A 16,681-nucleotide genomic window follows, 5' to 3' on the forward strand; every position below is an offset into this window, starting at 1 on the left:
ACCATGGACTTTTTTCTTAGGTGTTCAATTTCATTTTACAATCGGCCTTTTAAAAACTTTGCTAAGCTCTAATATGACTATTAAATATATCATATTTAAAAAATTTATTTAAGTGATCTATCTCTGACCATTTTATTAAAATAAAATCAATATCGTCCAGATGGTCGTAATATTTATAATCTATATTTGGATAAAACCACCCCAACCATCTAGGCCTTTCCTCAAGTTCTCTCATTGTTAAAACAAAAGAGTCAATAATTCTAATCTTATCCACGTTATCAACAACTTTAGTTGTCAACTTATCAATTTCCTTATCATATTTAACAATTATAATTTTTCTTAAGTAAACGTCGTTAAATTTTGGAGCTAGATTAAATAACTTAAATATATCTCGCCACTGGAAAGTAACTTTATTTCTTTTTGTCCAACAGCCACTTTCTTCCTTCTTTTCAACTTGCTTCTGTGTCTGTTGAAATCTTAATAGTATACCTGGCAAAATTCTAATCTGTGTAGGAATTGAATAGATTTTTGACCGATTATTTTGAGGAAATAAAAGAGTATTTTCAAAAGAGTACGCATAATACTTATTACTCATCGCACTTAGCAAAGTAGTTGTTTTTCCATCACCAGATTGACCAAGTATGAGTGCTCCATCACCAGTACCATTCGTAATTGCTGCTGCATGCAATACCAAGGCTCCTTGTTTTTCCATATATTCTATTAGAAGTTGGTTTCGTACAAATAAAACAATTTCTTTACTGCATTTCTCGGGATTAGGATTAATTACTTTAATTTCTCTTTTTAAATCATCTATCTCAAAAATTGAGCCACTTTGCTCGACATATACTATTCTTAGCTTATTATAATAGCCATATTTCCCTGTAACAAAATTGTCAGAGTACTCACCTTTTCGTAATATTATATCTCTATCTAAATACGATTTATATTTTTCAGAACTGTAATCATATAAGTCTTGATCACTATCGTAACAAACTGTCGCAAACACTTGGGAACTATATTCAAGTCGGGTGCTAACACCATAAAATTCCCCAAGGTAATAACAAAAAGCTTCGTATAAATTATTGTTTCTGTTTTCTATCTCTACATAATAATTATGAACTCCAACATAAAATCTATTAATATAAGTCACCACCTTCATATTGCATAATTTCTATTACTTCCTTGATAAATTTTAAAACCCGTTCAGGGGTAGGGTTTCTAGAAGTTTCATCACATAACATAATTCCATCAACATTATCCAAAAGCATATTTGTAAGATCTAACACATCAGATCGCTGAGGAATATAAGACTTAGATAGACTTTCAATAATCTGAGTTGAAATTATAATTCCCTTATGATTATTTTTAACTATTCTTGTAAGCTTTTTTTGATTAATTCCTAATTTTGTAATCGGCGTGCGTACACCCAAATCACCTCTGGCCATAATTAACGCATCAGAAACTTGAGATATCTGATCTGCATTATCAATTCCTAGTTGAGTTTCGATTTTTGAAATTATCAGTGGTCTCCATGTTCTGTTCAATTTCAATTTATATGTACAATCCGTTAGCTGACTTGCACTCTCTACAAATGAAAATGCTATGCAATCAGGCTTCCATTTGTTTAGGATTTGAGAGTATTCATCATATTTTTCATTCATTATTACTTCACAATTAACTGAACTATATTTTTTTATGTATCCACTATTGATAAATTTAACTACAATAGTATATTCATCAACAATCTTCAGCACTTCAAAAGCAACTTGTCCATCGCCAACCGTAATAATTTGATTATTATTAACGAAATTACCAAGTTTACAGTAATTTGTTTGCAAACAATCATCGGAAAACTCAAAGGAGCAGGATGATGATTTGATAATTTTTATATCTCCAGAAGAGACACAAAGCGTTGGCGTTCGAAACTCGCCGAATCTAACCTTTTGGGCTGGAAACGGAATATCAATTAAAATTTTTTTTGAATTATAATTAGAAATAACGTCTTTGGCGACCTCAAGTTTATTATCAAAGTTATCAAAATCATTGCTACGGCCTAAATTGTATCTTAATATGTCCGCTCCATTAAGTAGAATATTATTGATTTTGTTTTTGTCGGTAGCACCCGTACCTATTGTTGCAATAATATATGGGCGTGTCATATCATACACCTTCCTACGAGATAATATTAGTAATATCCTTAAGCGAATCCGAATGATAGCGAGCTCTCATGTCATAATTATGAACTAATATTGCATTAATACCAGCATTCTCAGCTCCAATTACATCTGCAATCACGTCATCCCCTATCATCCACATTTCCTGGGGACTCCCTGACATTTTTTTTGCAGAATTATATATCATCTCATTTGGCTTTTCGTAACCTATGTTCGCAGAAGAAATAACAAATTCCATATATGTCCCTAATTCTAACGAATCTACGATCTCTGGTAATTCCGGGATATGATTGGACACAATGGCCTGCCTCCATCCCCTCATCTTAAAGTTCTCAAGAACATTTATTGAGTCCGTAAACAGCTTATAATTAACTGGACTGGAATATAATTTCCGAGCTTCATGTGCATAAATTTTTGCTTTAGCAGAAAAGCCCAGTCTTTCAAATACATAAGTAAATACCCCTTCTACATACTCCCACCAACGGTTAGATTGATTTAAATGTAAATGAGGCTTATTTGAGTGATGCCAGGGAAGGTTTCCTTTAAGATGATTTAAAATTTCTTGCTTCTTTACTATATGTTGATTCTCATTAATATTTAGCACCTCTAAAAGAGCGCCACTAATTCTCAAAGTAGAAAAGCCAAGAGTATTTTCAAAATCCCAAAAAATTATTCTTGAGTTATCCAAATATATTTCCCCCTTCTTCATTTATACTTGGAACACGGTGTAAAGTTTCGCGTCTCTATTTTCTAATAGTATTCTACCGTTTCTCCCATTTTCGATATAAGCTACAAAACAATTAACTACAAATCCTTTTGAATTTAATTCTTTATACACATTCAAAAAAGTATTTCCAGAAGTAATTTCATCATCAACGATACATATTCTTTTATTTTCAAACATAGAATTAATATAAAAATATAGATTTTTATTCCTTGAATGTTCTTCAGTTACAATTATCTCGTTTGGTAAGGATAGGCGATTTTTGTAAGCTATTTGTAGTGGTTTTTTTAGTTTTTGAGCTAAAATAAATGCTGGAATAATACCACGTCCCGCTAATCCTATTATTAAGTCAATTTGGTCAGAATTCATTTTTGAAACAAGAATATCTGAAGCCTCATCTAACAATTTATAATTAACCGGAAATAACGCCCCTTCAATATCACTATTAATTTTCATTCCTATTCCAGATGAATTATAACCTTTGATCTTCTCAATTTGAATCTGCGGAATCATATAGTATTTACCCCGGTATAGTTTTCTAATGCTCTATTTATTAGATTATTATTTATATGGTTATTATCACATTTTAAACATATCTCCAAGAAGTTTCCAGCTAAATGTTCTTTTCTGACTTCTGAATATAGACTGCTATTAATGATGTCCCTAATATGATTATTATAAACATTTCCCAAATTCAGTTGGCCATCATAATCCATACAACACAAAGGTACATCTCCATTCCAATTAATCGTAAAAGAATTCCATAATCTATGACAGTAATTATATTTCAAAGCATTAATATTGCTTGTTGCAAAATTATGGGTTATAAGTTTTTTTCTTATTTGAAATCCCAAATTGTCTAAAAATTGTTCAAATTCTTCTTCTTCTTTTTGAGTATGGTCGGCTCCAATCATATCAACTATAAGTCTCTCTTTATAATTGCTCCTAGCAATTTCATTTAAATTATTTTCAATAACACCAAAATCTCTATTTCTTGTCTTTTCAAATTCAGTTCTAGGGGAAAGTGACAAAATTATATAACTAATTCCAGCCTCACATAACTCATTGAATAAATTAAAATTAAGTAAAAAACCATTAGTATGAGTATGAACTTCAAATCCTAATTTAGAAGCAGCCTGTGTTCTATCTACCAATTTTTCATCTAAGAGAGGTTCTCCCATATTTCTTATATCAATTGTTTTTATACCAATCTCTTTAGCCTCTTTAAGAATTTTATTGAATAAATCGTCCTTCATAAAGCCTTTTTTTCTTTTCATTATTTGATGTGCACAAAAAGAGCATTCAAAATTACAGCAATTAGTGATTTCAGGTCTTAATTCAATATGTGAATAATCTTCTAAAATCTCGCTTTTACCTAATGTTTCTTTGAAATATTCATTTTGTTTTGTATTAGATATTAGTATTTTTTTATACATTTAAACATCTTCCCTTCTAAAGTTATATAAATTATTTAACTCATCAAAATATAAAGAATTATAGACAACCCATTCATTTGCCATTTTCTTATACTTTGCCACTTTTAACGGTTGAATAACATTTTTTGAATTATAATATAAATAACATGTATCAAAATTAGAGATTAAATCAGAAAATTGGTTTAACAGTAATAACTGTTTTGTATATATTTTTTCAATACTTGTAACTTGTCCAATAAGTTTTTCCCTTTTAAATGCTCGTTCAACAGCTAATGATACGTCTGTATGGCAATAATAATTAATTAAACTATAATTGTATTTTTGACAAAGATTTAATATACATTTATATCTTGAACTTATAGAACAATGGTCATAAATTATATTATATTTATTTCGAATACAGTTTATCAAAATTCGATAAGCGTAACGTACAGCTATTTTCATTGATTTTTTTTCAAGCTTACTAAAGATATCATCATGATTTATTAAGATAAATTGATCTTTAAGAAACAACTGTTTAATCAAAGTAGTTTTACCTGAAGCTGGAATTCCTGATAAATTTATTAGAATTGGTTTTTGTTTATAATTTCCTTTTATTAAATAATAATGAATTAAATCATTCAATTGATATACCATATATTTTGTCCATAAATTTTTTATTAATATAATCTACAGTTTCGAATAAAAAAGAAGTTTGCATAGGAAATCTTGCTCCTTTTTCACAAACAAAAGCTGCTAATTTTATACGTTTTCTTTCTAGTGAAGCTTGAGTAGAATTTATATGTTTATGAGTATGAATTAAAATTGGAATAAACCCCCCCCCAAGAAAAGAATTACTACAAATAATAATTCCACCATTAGTTTCTAACATAAAAGATTTCCCAAGTATCACATCTCTTCCAATAAAAAATATACTTGGATTACTTGTCGTATGTTCTGCTATAAAAGCACCTGAATTTAAACCCAATATAACTCCTCTAGAAATTTTTAAAACAGCTTTGTAAAATTTAGATTTTAAAAATTGCATTGAAAAATCAGGTAAATTAAATTCATTTAATTGCAAACAAATTTTACATAATTCTGCTATTGAATAATTTTCCTCTCCAAAAGAAGCAACTTTTTGATCCCATTTCACTACATAATCAGACCAATTAATTAAAGAATTGTTCAAATCTATTTGAATAATTCTTTCTCCTTTTGCAGAATAAATTCCGACTTTAAACAAATCATAATTTCCAATTTGCAACTTATTAATTATTTTGGATAATATTAATACTGTTGATTCTTCCATTTTGTAAGCAATAGCTTGATTAAATATATAAAATATATTTTTAATGTCTTTTGGAATATCTATTAAATGATCAACTTCATTAGATGGAAATTTTAATTTTTCATCCCATTTCTTATCCTTTTTTATATTGAAATTATTAATGCGTTCTTTAAATTTATTAATATCACTATTTTGAAGTTCAATTATACCTGAATTTATTGCTTCAATGAGTAAAGTTGCTAATTCTAATTTAAAATCAAATGTAATTAAAGCATTATTTAAAAGTATATTATTAATAATTATATTTTTTACTTCACTTATCTTTTGTTTTTTTTTCAAAAATTCTTTCAATATTTCTATAGAATAAAAATTTAATTGTTCATTACCAAATAATACCCACGAATCATCATATAATTCTCTATTACTTAAAACCTTATTTATTGCATTAAGTGAAGAATTTAATATTTCTTCATTATTTATAATAAAATTATAAATATTATCCCATAAATTTAAAGGTAAAGAAGCATAATCAATAATATTTTTGGGAGCTGTTATTACTAATTCAATATTATCTGAAGTTATATTTTTATCATATTGATGAATAATATTCATAAGATTAATAGCAAATTGTCTTTTCACATTCCCACATTTCCTTTCCAATTATTTGTTTTAGCTTAATTCCAGTATTTAAATACCGTTTTAACCTATCATTATTAATTTTTTCATTTGTATTTAACTTAATTAAATAATCTAGCAACATAGTATACATCATATCATCATTTTCTATACGCTTTTGATATATAACTTCACCATAATTATTCAATTCAGTGAATCCATATTCGTTTGAATTTGGATTTGAATAATTAAATATAATAGAAGTTTTATCGGAATAATCAATTTTCAAAAATCTTTTTTTTTGGGGGTAACTTAAATTTGATACCAATTTGAAAATCGTTTTTAAATTTGAAAAGTGTACAGTTCCACTATTATGATTTTTCAAGATTTGATTATTTATAATTAAATCTGACGAGCTTGAAAAAGTAATTTTTCCCAAATTGCCAAATAAATAATTACAAAGATAAATCATATGAGGAAACTCTAATTGCCAAACTAATGGTGCTTTCCCATTATAAAAACCGCGTTTATTCAAAGAATCAGTTAATCTATTTTTGGAAAACTCTATTGTAACATTATCAGGAAGGGATGCTTTATTTTTTAAATAAAGCATCCCTTCTTTTGTAACTTGTGAATATAAATAATTCTCAATAATGAAAAGTTGTATTTTCGAAAAAATATTTTTAAGTTTATTAGATTCAACAATACATGGTTTTTCCACAATTAATTTGGTAAATCCAAAGGAAATAATATTATCCATAATGTCTTCAATAATTGGCGCTGGAACACAAATATCTACAATACTATTGGGACTTACTTTATAAAGTAAATCTTTAAAATTAGAATAAAATTCAATTATATCTATTTTTTTATTATCCAATAAATTTGTATTTATATAATTATTTTTTTGAGGATCAAAAATATATATTTTATTAATATTGATTTTATTGATTTTATTGTTTTTAATTATTTTTAAATATGAATTTAAATGTAAATATCCAGCCTTTCCAGCACCAATTATTATAATTTCCATTTTCAAATTCTCCTTTCTGAATTAAAAAATGAATGAAGCATTCCATAAAACCTGAGTTCCCGTAAAGTGTAACGATGCAACATCAGACAACACCAGATAAACAGCGGGATTATGGCATTTCTCGTTGCCTCTCTCCTCGTTATATATTATAATATATAATGAGGAGAGATTGCGATGGCTAGGATCTATCAGACAAACAAGAAGACCGGGATTACGTATGCATACTCGAATGAAGCGTATTGGGATAAGGAAAAGCAGCAGTCAAGAGCAAAGAGAAAACTTATAGGGAAAGTTGATCCTGTTACCGGCGGGATCATTCCAACACGAGAACATAATAAATCTAAAGCGTCAATCCAAACTGGGGCAATAAAACCAGGACCTGTTGCAATGATGAAAACGCAACGGAGTTTCTTCGGTGCAAGCTACCTGCTTGATGCGATCGGAAAAGAGACGGGTGTCGAAGCCGATCTAAAAGCCTGTTTTCCTGATCGATACAAGAAGATATTATCCATTGCCTACTATCTTATCCTGGAAGAGAACAACTCCCTTAGTCGTTTTTCCCACTGGCAGAAGTTGCACATTCATCCTTATGGAGACGATATCGCGTCCCAACGCAGCAGCGAGCTTTTTCAGTCCATCGACGAGAAGGCGCGAATGTCTTTCTTTGAAAAGCAAGGCAAACGTCGGATTGAGAAGGAGTATTGGGCTTTTGATATTACAACGATCTCCAGTTATTCTGAAGTCCTTAAGCAGGTCAAGAATGGCAAGAACAAGGAAAACGACCGATTACCTCAGTTGAATCTAGCGCTCCTCTTTGGTGAAGAATCCGGGCTACCCTTGTATTATCGAAAACTCCCCGGAAACATCAACGATGTAAAGACCATAAAACAGTTGATGCATGAGTTCGATGTCATGGGCTATAAGAAAGTCAATGTCATCCTGGATCGTGGTTTCTACAGCAAGAAGAATATTGATGAACTCTATAAAAATCATCAGAAGTTCGTCATAGGAGTCAGGCTGGGACTAAAGTATGTTAAGGAAATCATGGAAGGGGAACGGGAGAATCTTAAACTTCTGGGGAAACCTACAGACGCAATTTAGCGCTTACGGCCTTTGTAGGATGATTGACTGGGAGTATGAGCAGGAACGACCGTACAAGGGGGATGTCCTGACCGCTAAGCGGAGAGCCTATCTTCTACTTTACTATAGCCCCGAGAAAGCCGCAAAGGACCAGGTGGACATGAATAACTATCTGACGAGTCTGTTTAGCGATCTGAAGGAAGGTAGCGAACGGGAATACTGCGCCAAAGATTATGCCAAATATTTCGAAGTCACCCAGACGCCTAAGAGAGGCCGACAGGTGAAACCCCGGGAAGATGTTATACGGGAAGAAGCCAGGAATTATGGCTACTTTGCTCTGTTATCTAATGAGGTCAAAGACCCCTGCGAGGCACTGTCATTATATCGAAGCAAAGACATCGTTGAAAAAGCGTTTGGTAATCTCAAAGAACGATTGAATTTCAGAAGAATGCAGGTGTCCTCTGAATTATCCTTAAACGGGAAATTATTTGTTGAGTTTGTAGCATTGATCTATCTGTCCTATGTGAAGAAGAAAATGCAGGATGCTAAGCTGTTCGAAAAGTGGACAATGCAAGGTTTGCTGGATGAACTGGACACGATAGAGCTGTTTGAGGCACCCGGATACGGTCGTGTCCTCGGAGAAATCACTGCAAAGCAACAGGCTCTCTTTGAAGCACTAAGTGTGAAATGTCCCTCGTTATAAATTTCGGGAACTCAGGATAAAAGCAGAGGCGTCTTTTCCTTTCTCTATGATACTGCCATTATATCTGTCAACTTTTGGACAGGCAATACCATCAGCTTTCCGGCCTTTTGAATCAGCGGCAACAAAAAGGGTCATATTCCATTTTTACAGGAATATGACCTCTTATCTTTTGTAAGTCAGTCATTAAATACAAAATATCATATCTTTTATATTATCAGGCATTTAACATTTTTTTACATATAGTTTATATTATGTATTATATATGGAATTATCACCAATTTCAACCACTTTTTATCGACAACTTCTTATCTGTACTTACATATATTTTTATAAAATGATAAATTTATCTATATTCCGACTCAATTGATACCAGTCTATTTGCTCAACCTGTAAAAAAAATAACCCAGATGTAGAATGGTACTATATTTTTTGATGTTTCAGTTATTAAATTTGCGGATTATGGGCACCTGCTATAGCGTAGTATTTTTAGATGATTTCACTTCATAAATCTACCGCCATATTCTCTCCTGCTTGATTTCTCTGTTTTCCATCCTTGTCTTCGGGAACATAAACCATTTCCTTCCATCGTCCACAACCTCAGGCCCCATCTAGCATTAAGCCATGTGTTTCCTTTCCACCCAAACTACGCACTCGATGTGCGTTTTGATAGATAGATAATACTAATACGCGAAATGATTGAGTTTTGCGAAAAGGTGCACCCCCCCCCCCCCCAAAAATTGAGTGGGGGGTATTTTTCATTAGGAATTAAACCTTACGCAAAAATCGCTATTTTTCCATACGCAACTAGATTTTCAATAATTTTTTTTTACAATATCTTTTCGCTCCATTATTTCCCATCTTCCATTATATAAATTATAGTTAATCAATCTTAAACATTTCGTTTATAGATATTTAAGCCATATTGATATTTGTATTTTTTTAAATTAATTACCCTCTTTTTCTTCTTATTAATTTCAATTATTACATCGTACCTAAATTTGGTAAGCTCATTTTCTATTGAATAAATTTTATTATAAAAATTAATTTTTCTTATAAAAAGAATCTCAAGTTGTAAATCACAGAAAAATTCTTTCGAAAGAAAAAGTTCTTCATTTAAATCAAGTTTTGTATTGTATTGAGGATGATTTTTCTTAAATTCAAATAAAGAATTCATAAGATCTGATTTTTTATTTAAATCCATAACATCACCAATAAATATAATTCCTTTTTCCCCCAAAAGCTCAATTAATAATAAAAGTATTTTTCTCAAATAATTGACTCCACTAAAGCAGTGAATAACACTATTCATAATGGCAATATCAAAGTTTTTTTCTTCTAAATTCCTTATTTCATGAGCCGGAACGCATTGCAATTTAACATTGCTCAGGCCTATTTCCGCAGCTTTTTGTATATTTTTTTCAATTGCAATCTCTGACAGATCAGTCCCAAGATACATACCCACATATGGCGCAATCTTAAACATACTGATACCCGAAGCACAACCTACTTCTAAAATTTTTTTATCCTTATTAAGGTATTTTTCAAGTTTAAGAAATATATTATTTGCATATTCATCCATTTCTGGTTTAGAAAAGTATTCCCTTGTGTAACTATTAATCCAGCCCCCACCTTCTATTTCATTCTTTGCATTCATGCCTACTAATTCCCATAGTTTTTTATTCATAAGTTTGCTATTTTGAGGCTCATTTTGATAGACATCTGCTGAATCAATGCAAATGTAGCTTTTTACAGATGGACATTCCCATAAAAGTTTGTTAAGTATTCTCAAATATTTTTTAACTGAAAGAATCACATTTATATTAGCTTTATTTATTACTCTAACTATTTCTTCAAATGTTATCTTAGATTCAATCAATTTAAATTTTTGTCCATTTTTTTTCAAAGTTAGAATTGAGATAATCTGACTGACGGAACCATATTCATCAAAAATTGCAATATTTTTTTTATGAGTTTTAGGTTCACAAGTTAAAATATAATCTTCAAGTACATTGCATATTCTGTCAACTTTCTTAAACGTTAAATTTGAGGTTTCATGAGCTAATGCAATTTCATCAGGATATTCTTTAACATAATTACTAAACTTTTGAATATCAAGAATACCTCCATTTTCACTATATTCTTTTTCCCAAACTCCTAACGGATCTATTTCTAATCTGCTCATATTCCCACCGTTCTTTTGCCATCTCCCTGATAAATTTGCTTAATCATCCCTTATCCCAGATGTATGATTATCCGAGAAAGTATGCTTAAAGCTAAAAAGATAGGTAAAGTTTTAAAACCTTCTCAGATAATCATAATGAAACAATCAGCGTAGAAAATCAGGCACCTCATTGCCACGAACAGTGCTATGATCAGCATTGGCTGGTATTGAGAACCACCGCTCATTCCATTCCTTCAAATGCTTATCCACAGTATTCTGAGATATCTCAGCATAAATCTGAGTCGACTGTAATGACGAGTGCCCCAGAAAGTTCTTAATCACAGCAAGCGGGACACCTGCTTCTAACATATGGCTTGCTGTCGAGTGCCTCATTGAATGGGGCGTATAACTGTTATCAATAAATAAGCCAGGATTCTTCTGCTTTGCTATCCAGACATATTTTTTGAAGATTTCTTCGATGCAGAATACGGTCATCTTTTCGTGTGTCTGGCTGGAGAATATATGCCTTTCCGGAAGCGATGCTATCTTCCTGTGATCAATGTAACCCTTCAAGAGAGTCGCGCATGCATAAGAAATCCCAATCCTTCTCTTTTTGTGTCCCTTTCCAGTGATGTTAAGAGAAGCGCCTCTTTCCGAGAATTGAATGTCCTTCACAGTAAGGTCACATATTTCCTGAGCCCTTGCGCCACTAGCATACATGAGACTCAGAAGCACTTTGTCCCTAAGACCGATCACATAGTGATCGTCCGGAAGCCTCAGTAGGATTGTGACCTCTTCCCTTGTGAAGATCGCCCGATTCTTATGTGTGGCCTTCTTCATCGGAATCCTTGTGACACTGCTTCTGAATGTCGATGCAGCTGCGGAATCCCTGTTTTGTGCATAAGAGGAGAATGACGCAAGTGCTGACAGACGCTGGTTCTTGGTGGTTGCACTACATCCTCGGGACTTTTCAAGCCACGACAGGAAGTCGATCATTGTCTGGTAATCGAGAGCCTCAAAAGATATCTGGTCAGCTGAGATACCTTTCTCCTGATACATATATTTCAGAAGCAGTCTGAAAGCTGCTTTGTACGATTTTATCGTATTCGGGCTGGCACCTACCGCACCCGGAAGGTATTCTGTTACAAAACTGTTCAGCAGTTCAAGAAATGGGGAGGCTTTACGTTTCATACGCCACCTCCGGAAATACATCTGCTGAATAATCAGAGAACAACTCCATCGCCTCAGGAAACAGTTCACTGCTGAACTTCATATATTTTTCGGTTTCCTGTAGGCTGTCATGCCCAAGGTATATGGAGAGATAAAGTACCGAATCATCGATCCTTCTCCCGGCTTTTACTGCAGCAGCAAAGGACTTGAAGACGAAAACATGACGCATGCAATGCAGGCAGGGACCGCGTTCATGCTTTTTCCGTCCAGGAAAAGATATCTCCGCAAGACGGAGTATCTTCTTAAACCAGTGCTGAGTATCCTTCGGCGTCATTGATTCATCTTTTCCAGAAATGGGAAACAGCCAAGCATCTGGAACCCCAACGATTCCCATTGCCAGACAGTAACGTTCCAGAATCTCAGTCAACAAAGGATTCATCGGCACTAGACGCTGCCTGTCACCTTTTGTATGCCTCATAATCAAGATCCCACCAATCAGGTCGACATCCTTCATCTTTAAGGCAAGCGTCTCTCCTATCCGGAGCCCGCAGCCATACATGAGCCTGATGACCATAGGAAACTCGTACTGAATCAGCGGATTCTTCTTTGTGTTTGCGACATCAAGGTTGTCTGCCTGTAGATATATCCGGTCCAGTTCCTCATCCGAGAAGATATATGGGACATAGTCATCAGCGACCTTGGGTATCGGAGGAATGTAAGCGGTAATCCCGATACTGTTAAGGTACTTCATAAAAATACGTATGACTATGACCTCATTTGCTACGGAACTGCTCTTTCCGTTCAGGGTATGAATCCAGTTATTAATCAGGGTTTCTGATACGAACTTTTCATTTGTATATCTAGCTGAAAACGTATCAAAATCTGCAAGATAATGACAGTCATGGGCATATGCGCTCTTACTGAGTGATGCCTGTCGCAAGGTCAGAAAATCTTCAAGCTCTTTCCGGAAGGGGCTATTGAATGTCCTCATAACTGCCACCTCCCTTCCAGAAACTCTTTGAAACAACCGGAAGGTGCAGGAGGTTCAATAGCATACTCGCGAAGCCTCTCGATATCAACCCTTGCATAGTGCTTGACGGCATCAGGGTCTATATGTCCAAGGATTTCCGTACTACATCGTATGACACCAGATGGTTTATCATTGAGCTGGCCAGAGAAGAACGAAACACATGGGGGCCATGCTTCTTATCAGTGATATCGATGTCGGCTTTACCGAAATATTTGTTAGTCTCGAAGCGGACTACAGAAGTAGTTATCTTCTCGAATGGGGCATTTGCTCTCAGGAATACATAAGGCTGACCTGATTCCGGCCTTCCATTCTTAAGATAATCAGCTAATGCAGTTTTTACTGCCGGGATCATGGGAAGGACAAGAGGCTCATTCGTTTTTTCCTGTGTAATACTGATAGTGTCGTTACCGAAGTCAAGCGACGAAAAAGTGAGGTTTGCTATATCGCCGGATCTCATATCAAGCCGAGTTGCGAGAAGCAGCATCGCATAATCGCGTTTTCCGATTTTGGAGTTAGTATCTATCGTTTCCTCAAAACGGTTGACTTCATCCTCTGTATAGGTACTCGGAAGGCGAAACGCTCTTTTAAAATGAGGGATGATAGTTGAGAAATCATGATTTATCAGACCGGCATAATTCAGATACCGCAGAAACATCCTGATGACAGCCCATCCGTCTTTGTTGTTCTGCATGAGGCATGCCCTGCCAATGATGGCAGCATCCGCACCCCTAAGGTCATGGCATCCAAGGGATTCGAGATGGCAATAGAATTCCCGAAGGGAATAGCTCTTTCCAATGATTGTTGATTCCCTGTTTCCATCATCCCTGCATTTCTGCAGATATGCATCCATCAATGTGGTGTAGCTTTCGGGCAACGGGGTGAGTTCCGGTTTTCGCTGGATTTGATACTTATCAACACAGTAATCATCTAAGCGATGAATGACTGTATTCATGTATTGCCGATTGCCTTTGCTGAGCGCATGCGTTGAAAGATAATCGTCAATAAATTTCTGGCCGACAGACGGGTCATAAGTGACGATGTCATTCGCGATCATATATCGCTCAAGCTGGTTCAGCTTCCGGTGATAATTATTGATGGTGTCATTTCCGTAGGCCTTGCCATGAAGTAGTTTCAGTAGACCCTTCTTCAATGAATCAAACGACTGGCATCCGTATTGTCTTGTACTCATAACTGTCTCCTTTCACAACAGAAATATCAAGGTACATTTCTATTGTAATAGGAGAAGGATTATTTGAGAAAAATGACGAAAATACAGCAGTTATGCAGCCTGCGCATAATCTCCTCGGATAATCATATATCTGGGATAATGTGCCTTATCTTACTTCTCGAATAGGGCACACCTGCGAAGGTATTTTGTAGATGCTCTCCCGAAGGACACGAAAAGTCCGACAGCTACCTTTGCCAGCCAAGGCATTGAATACTGCAATAAGCTATTTGAGATCGAAAAGGCTCTTAAGGATCTCAGTGGCGAAAATCGAAAGATAGAGCGTCTGAAACAGGAAACACCTGTTTTAGATGCCTTTTGGGCGTGGGTAGAATCCGCGAGAGGAGAGGCAAACTTCTGCCAAAATCAAAGTCAGCCGAAGCCGTAAACTATGCCCTCAATCATAAAGAAGGTTTGATGAACTACCTTCTTTATGGAAATTGCTCCATCTCGAATAATCTCGTCGAGAACAGTATACGTCCTTTCACGGTGGGACGCCGAAACTGGTTGTTCAGCGGAAGTCCCAGAGGTGCGGCTGCAAGCGCAATTGTTTACAGCATTGTTGAAACGGCCAAAGTCAATGGCCTCAATCCCTATAAATACTTGAAATTTATTTTTAGTGAATTACCCGGCGTTCAGTTTGGACAACATCCTGAATTCCTTGATGATTATCTACCATGGAACCCCGAAGTTCAACAACTCTGCAAATAGGGCAATGCCTTGAGTATATCTCGGGTATTGCCTTTTTTCTATCCACTATGTTATTAGGCGCTTACGATAAAACAGGGTAGATCAACCTGCATTGCGCTCATATTGCGATCTATAATTCTAATCCCACACGCTTCTCTATGAGATTGACTAAACTATTAATGTTTTCAAAATTACTCAAGTCAAGTTCAATGTAATCAAACTCAAATTCAAATTCCTCTTCGCAATATATAATAATGTCTACAAAACCAAGAGAATCAACTCCATATTCATTTGATAAGGATGCATCGAGATTAACATTATAAAAATTATGTATAATATCTTTTTGTATTAAATATTTTACAATTTTATTTGTTATATCTTCTCTTTTCATTATCGCTTAACCATCCATTCTGCAAATGATTGTTCTTGAATACAGTTATAATAAATTACCAAATTATGTTCGTTCTCTTTTATGTACATAATATAGTTTTTTAATTGACCATGTTATCCACCTCTAATATTTTTACTATGCCAACATAATGAAAGCAAAGCTGTGACTTTTAACAAAATGAACCTTACCGTAGGAAGCTTCTGTGAATTCGAGCCTGAGAGATTAAATTCACTTCTCAAAGCTATAGAATATAGAAGATTTATATCTAAGGATAGTCTAGTATTTCATCAATTTATATTATTCACGGCTATCTCTATTCTTTTTAGCCCTTCCGTTAAAACCGATTGAGGACATGCAAAATTCATTCTTTGAAAACCTGAACCATCCTCACCAAATGATTTTCCATCATTTAATTTTACTTTCGCGTAATAGGTGAAAAAATTCTTGAGTTCATCAAGATTAATCCAATCTCTCTACAGTCAAGCCAAGCCAAGTATGTACCTTCCTGTTTGATAACTTTAATTTTTGGAATTTTCTCAGAAATGTATCGAACCATATATTTATAATTTTTTTCCATATAATTTAATACATCTTCTAACCACTCTTTACCATATGAATAGCCTGCTTCAGCTGCAACAATGCCAAAAATACTAGGCTCATGAACTCCAGCTAATTTAAGTTGTTTATTAAATTTTTCACGGATCTTTGTATTAGGAACAATTGCATATGATGCAGATAATCCAGATAAATTAAATGTTTTACCTGCTAACATAAATGTAATAGAAGTTTGTGCTATTTCAGATGACAAAAAAGCTATTGGAATGTGTTTGTATCCTTTAAATACGATATCAGAGTGAATTTCATCAGAAACTAATATCACGTTATAATATTCGCAATTTCTTTCTACAACATCTTTTCGTTCCATTATTCTTAAACACACCTCTATTTTCACTATTTTCTTTTCCAAAATCCTACGGAT

At 33.9% G+C, this 16,681-nt stretch carries 16 protein-coding genes and 1 pseudogene; 3 read left to right on the top strand and 14 right to left on the bottom strand.

Annotated elements, in window-relative coordinates; all coding sequences use genetic code 11:
- Nucleotides 1-61: 61 nt before the first annotated feature.
- Genes MAMMFC1_RS00945 through MAMMFC1_RS00980 form a run of 8 tightly spaced genes read right to left on the bottom strand, consistent with a single transcriptional unit; the run spans nucleotide 62 to nucleotide 7,252 of the window.
- Nucleotides 62-1,159 (bottom strand): hypothetical protein, encoded by a 1,098-nt coding sequence (locus MAMMFC1_RS00945; protein WP_126305691.1) that lies wholly within the window; start codon nucleotides 1,157-1,159, stop codon nucleotides 62-64.
- Nucleotides 1,137-2,159: a pyruvate kinase gene (locus MAMMFC1_RS00950; RefSeq protein ID WP_126305692.1), complete on the bottom strand. Its 1,023-nt coding sequence runs from the start codon at nucleotides 2,157-2,159 to the stop codon at nucleotides 1,137-1,139. Before MAMMFC1_RS00950 ends, MAMMFC1_RS00945 begins: the two co-directional genes overlap by 23 nt.
- 13 nt (nucleotides 2,160-2,172) lie before the next feature.
- Nucleotides 2,173-2,862: an HAD-IA family hydrolase gene (locus MAMMFC1_RS00955; RefSeq protein ID WP_158618593.1), complete on the bottom strand. Its 690-nt coding sequence runs from the start codon at nucleotides 2,860-2,862 to the stop codon at nucleotides 2,173-2,175.
- Nucleotides 2,863-2,883: 21 nt separating this feature from the next.
- A complete protein-coding gene (locus MAMMFC1_RS00960; protein WP_126305694.1) occupies nucleotides 2,884-3,411 on the bottom strand; it encodes a phosphoribosyltransferase in 528 nt (175 codons plus the stop codon).
- Nucleotides 3,408-4,334 carry a radical SAM/SPASM domain-containing protein gene (locus MAMMFC1_RS00965; protein ID WP_126305695.1) on the bottom strand — a complete coding sequence of 309 codons (927 nt, stop codon included), beginning with the start codon at nucleotides 4,332-4,334 and terminating at the stop codon, nucleotides 3,408-3,410. Before MAMMFC1_RS00965 ends, MAMMFC1_RS00960 begins: the two co-directional genes overlap by 4 nt.
- Nucleotides 4,335-4,958 carry an AAA family ATPase gene (locus MAMMFC1_RS00970; RefSeq protein WP_158618594.1) on the bottom strand — a complete coding sequence of 208 codons (624 nt, stop codon included), beginning with the start codon at nucleotides 4,956-4,958 and terminating at the stop codon, nucleotides 4,335-4,337.
- Nucleotides 4,951-6,216, bottom strand: a complete 1,266-nt coding sequence (locus MAMMFC1_RS00975; protein WP_232035600.1) for a hypothetical protein — start codon at nucleotides 6,214-6,216, stop codon at nucleotides 4,951-4,953. Before MAMMFC1_RS00975 ends, MAMMFC1_RS00970 begins: the two co-directional genes overlap by 8 nt.
- 4 nt (nucleotides 6,217-6,220) lie before the next feature.
- Nucleotides 6,221-7,252, bottom strand: coding sequence for a hypothetical protein (locus MAMMFC1_RS00980; RefSeq protein ID WP_126305698.1), 1,032 nt, complete (start codon nucleotides 7,250-7,252; stop codon nucleotides 6,221-6,223).
- A gap of 174 nt (nucleotides 7,253-7,426) precedes the next feature.
- Here MAMMFC1_RS00980 and MAMMFC1_RS21915 point away from each other — a divergent pair, with 174 nt between their 5' ends.
- Nucleotides 7,427-8,353, top strand: a complete 927-nt coding sequence (locus tag MAMMFC1_RS21915; protein WP_197723880.1) for an IS1634 family transposase — start codon at nucleotides 7,427-7,429, stop codon at nucleotides 8,351-8,353.
- Nucleotides 8,354-8,372: 19 nt separating this feature from the next.
- Nucleotides 8,373-9,035 carry an IS1634 family transposase gene (locus MAMMFC1_RS21920; protein WP_197723881.1) on the top strand — a complete coding sequence of 221 codons (663 nt, stop codon included), beginning with the start codon at nucleotides 8,373-8,375 and terminating at the stop codon, nucleotides 9,033-9,035.
- An 889-nt stretch (nucleotides 9,036-9,924) separates the two neighbouring features.
- Here MAMMFC1_RS21920 and MAMMFC1_RS00990 read toward each other — a convergent pair.
- The 4 genes from MAMMFC1_RS00990 to MAMMFC1_RS01005 form a co-directional block, all read right to left on the bottom strand.
- The gene (locus MAMMFC1_RS00990; protein ID WP_126305699.1) at nucleotides 9,925-11,217 is read right to left on the bottom strand and encodes a class I SAM-dependent methyltransferase; all 1,293 of its coding nucleotides are present in this window, start codon (nucleotides 11,215-11,217) and stop codon (nucleotides 9,925-9,927) included.
- A gap of 144 nt (nucleotides 11,218-11,361) precedes the next feature.
- Nucleotides 11,362-12,387, bottom strand: coding sequence for a tyrosine-type recombinase/integrase (locus MAMMFC1_RS00995; protein WP_126305700.1), 1,026 nt, complete (start codon nucleotides 12,385-12,387; stop codon nucleotides 11,362-11,364).
- Nucleotides 12,377-13,357, bottom strand: coding sequence for a tyrosine-type recombinase/integrase (locus tag MAMMFC1_RS01000; RefSeq protein ID WP_126305701.1), 981 nt, complete (start codon nucleotides 13,355-13,357; stop codon nucleotides 12,377-12,379). The genes MAMMFC1_RS00995 and MAMMFC1_RS01000 overlap by 11 nt, the downstream gene beginning before the upstream one ends.
- A 118-nt stretch (nucleotides 13,358-13,475) precedes the next feature.
- Entirely contained in the window at nucleotides 13,476-14,546 is a 1,071-nt protein-coding gene (locus MAMMFC1_RS01005) for a tyrosine-type recombinase/integrase (protein WP_197723882.1), read from the bottom strand.
- A 205-nt stretch (nucleotides 14,547-14,751) separates the two neighbouring features.
- Between MAMMFC1_RS01005 and MAMMFC1_RS01010 the strand changes: the two are divergent.
- Nucleotides 14,752-15,332 (top strand): annotated as a pseudogene (locus tag MAMMFC1_RS01010) (IS66 family transposase); the annotation flags it as partial.
- 109 nt (nucleotides 15,333-15,441) lie between these two features.
- Here MAMMFC1_RS01010 and MAMMFC1_RS01015 read toward each other — a convergent pair.
- Nucleotides 15,442-15,702: a phosphopantetheine-binding protein gene (locus tag MAMMFC1_RS01015; RefSeq protein WP_126305702.1), complete on the bottom strand. Its 261-nt coding sequence runs from the start codon at nucleotides 15,700-15,702 to the stop codon at nucleotides 15,442-15,444.
- A 415-nt stretch (nucleotides 15,703-16,117) separates the two neighbouring features.
- Nucleotides 16,118-16,669 carry an aminotransferase class I/II-fold pyridoxal phosphate-dependent enzyme gene (locus MAMMFC1_RS01020; RefSeq protein WP_232035601.1) on the bottom strand — a complete coding sequence of 184 codons (552 nt, stop codon included), beginning with the start codon at nucleotides 16,667-16,669 and terminating at the stop codon, nucleotides 16,118-16,120.
- Between the last annotated feature and the right edge of the window lie 12 nt (nucleotides 16,670-16,681).

Source organism: Methylomusa anaerophila, assembly GCF_003966895.1.
Taxonomy (GTDB): Bacteria; Bacillota; Negativicutes; order Sporomusales; family Sporomusaceae; genus Methylomusa; species Methylomusa anaerophila.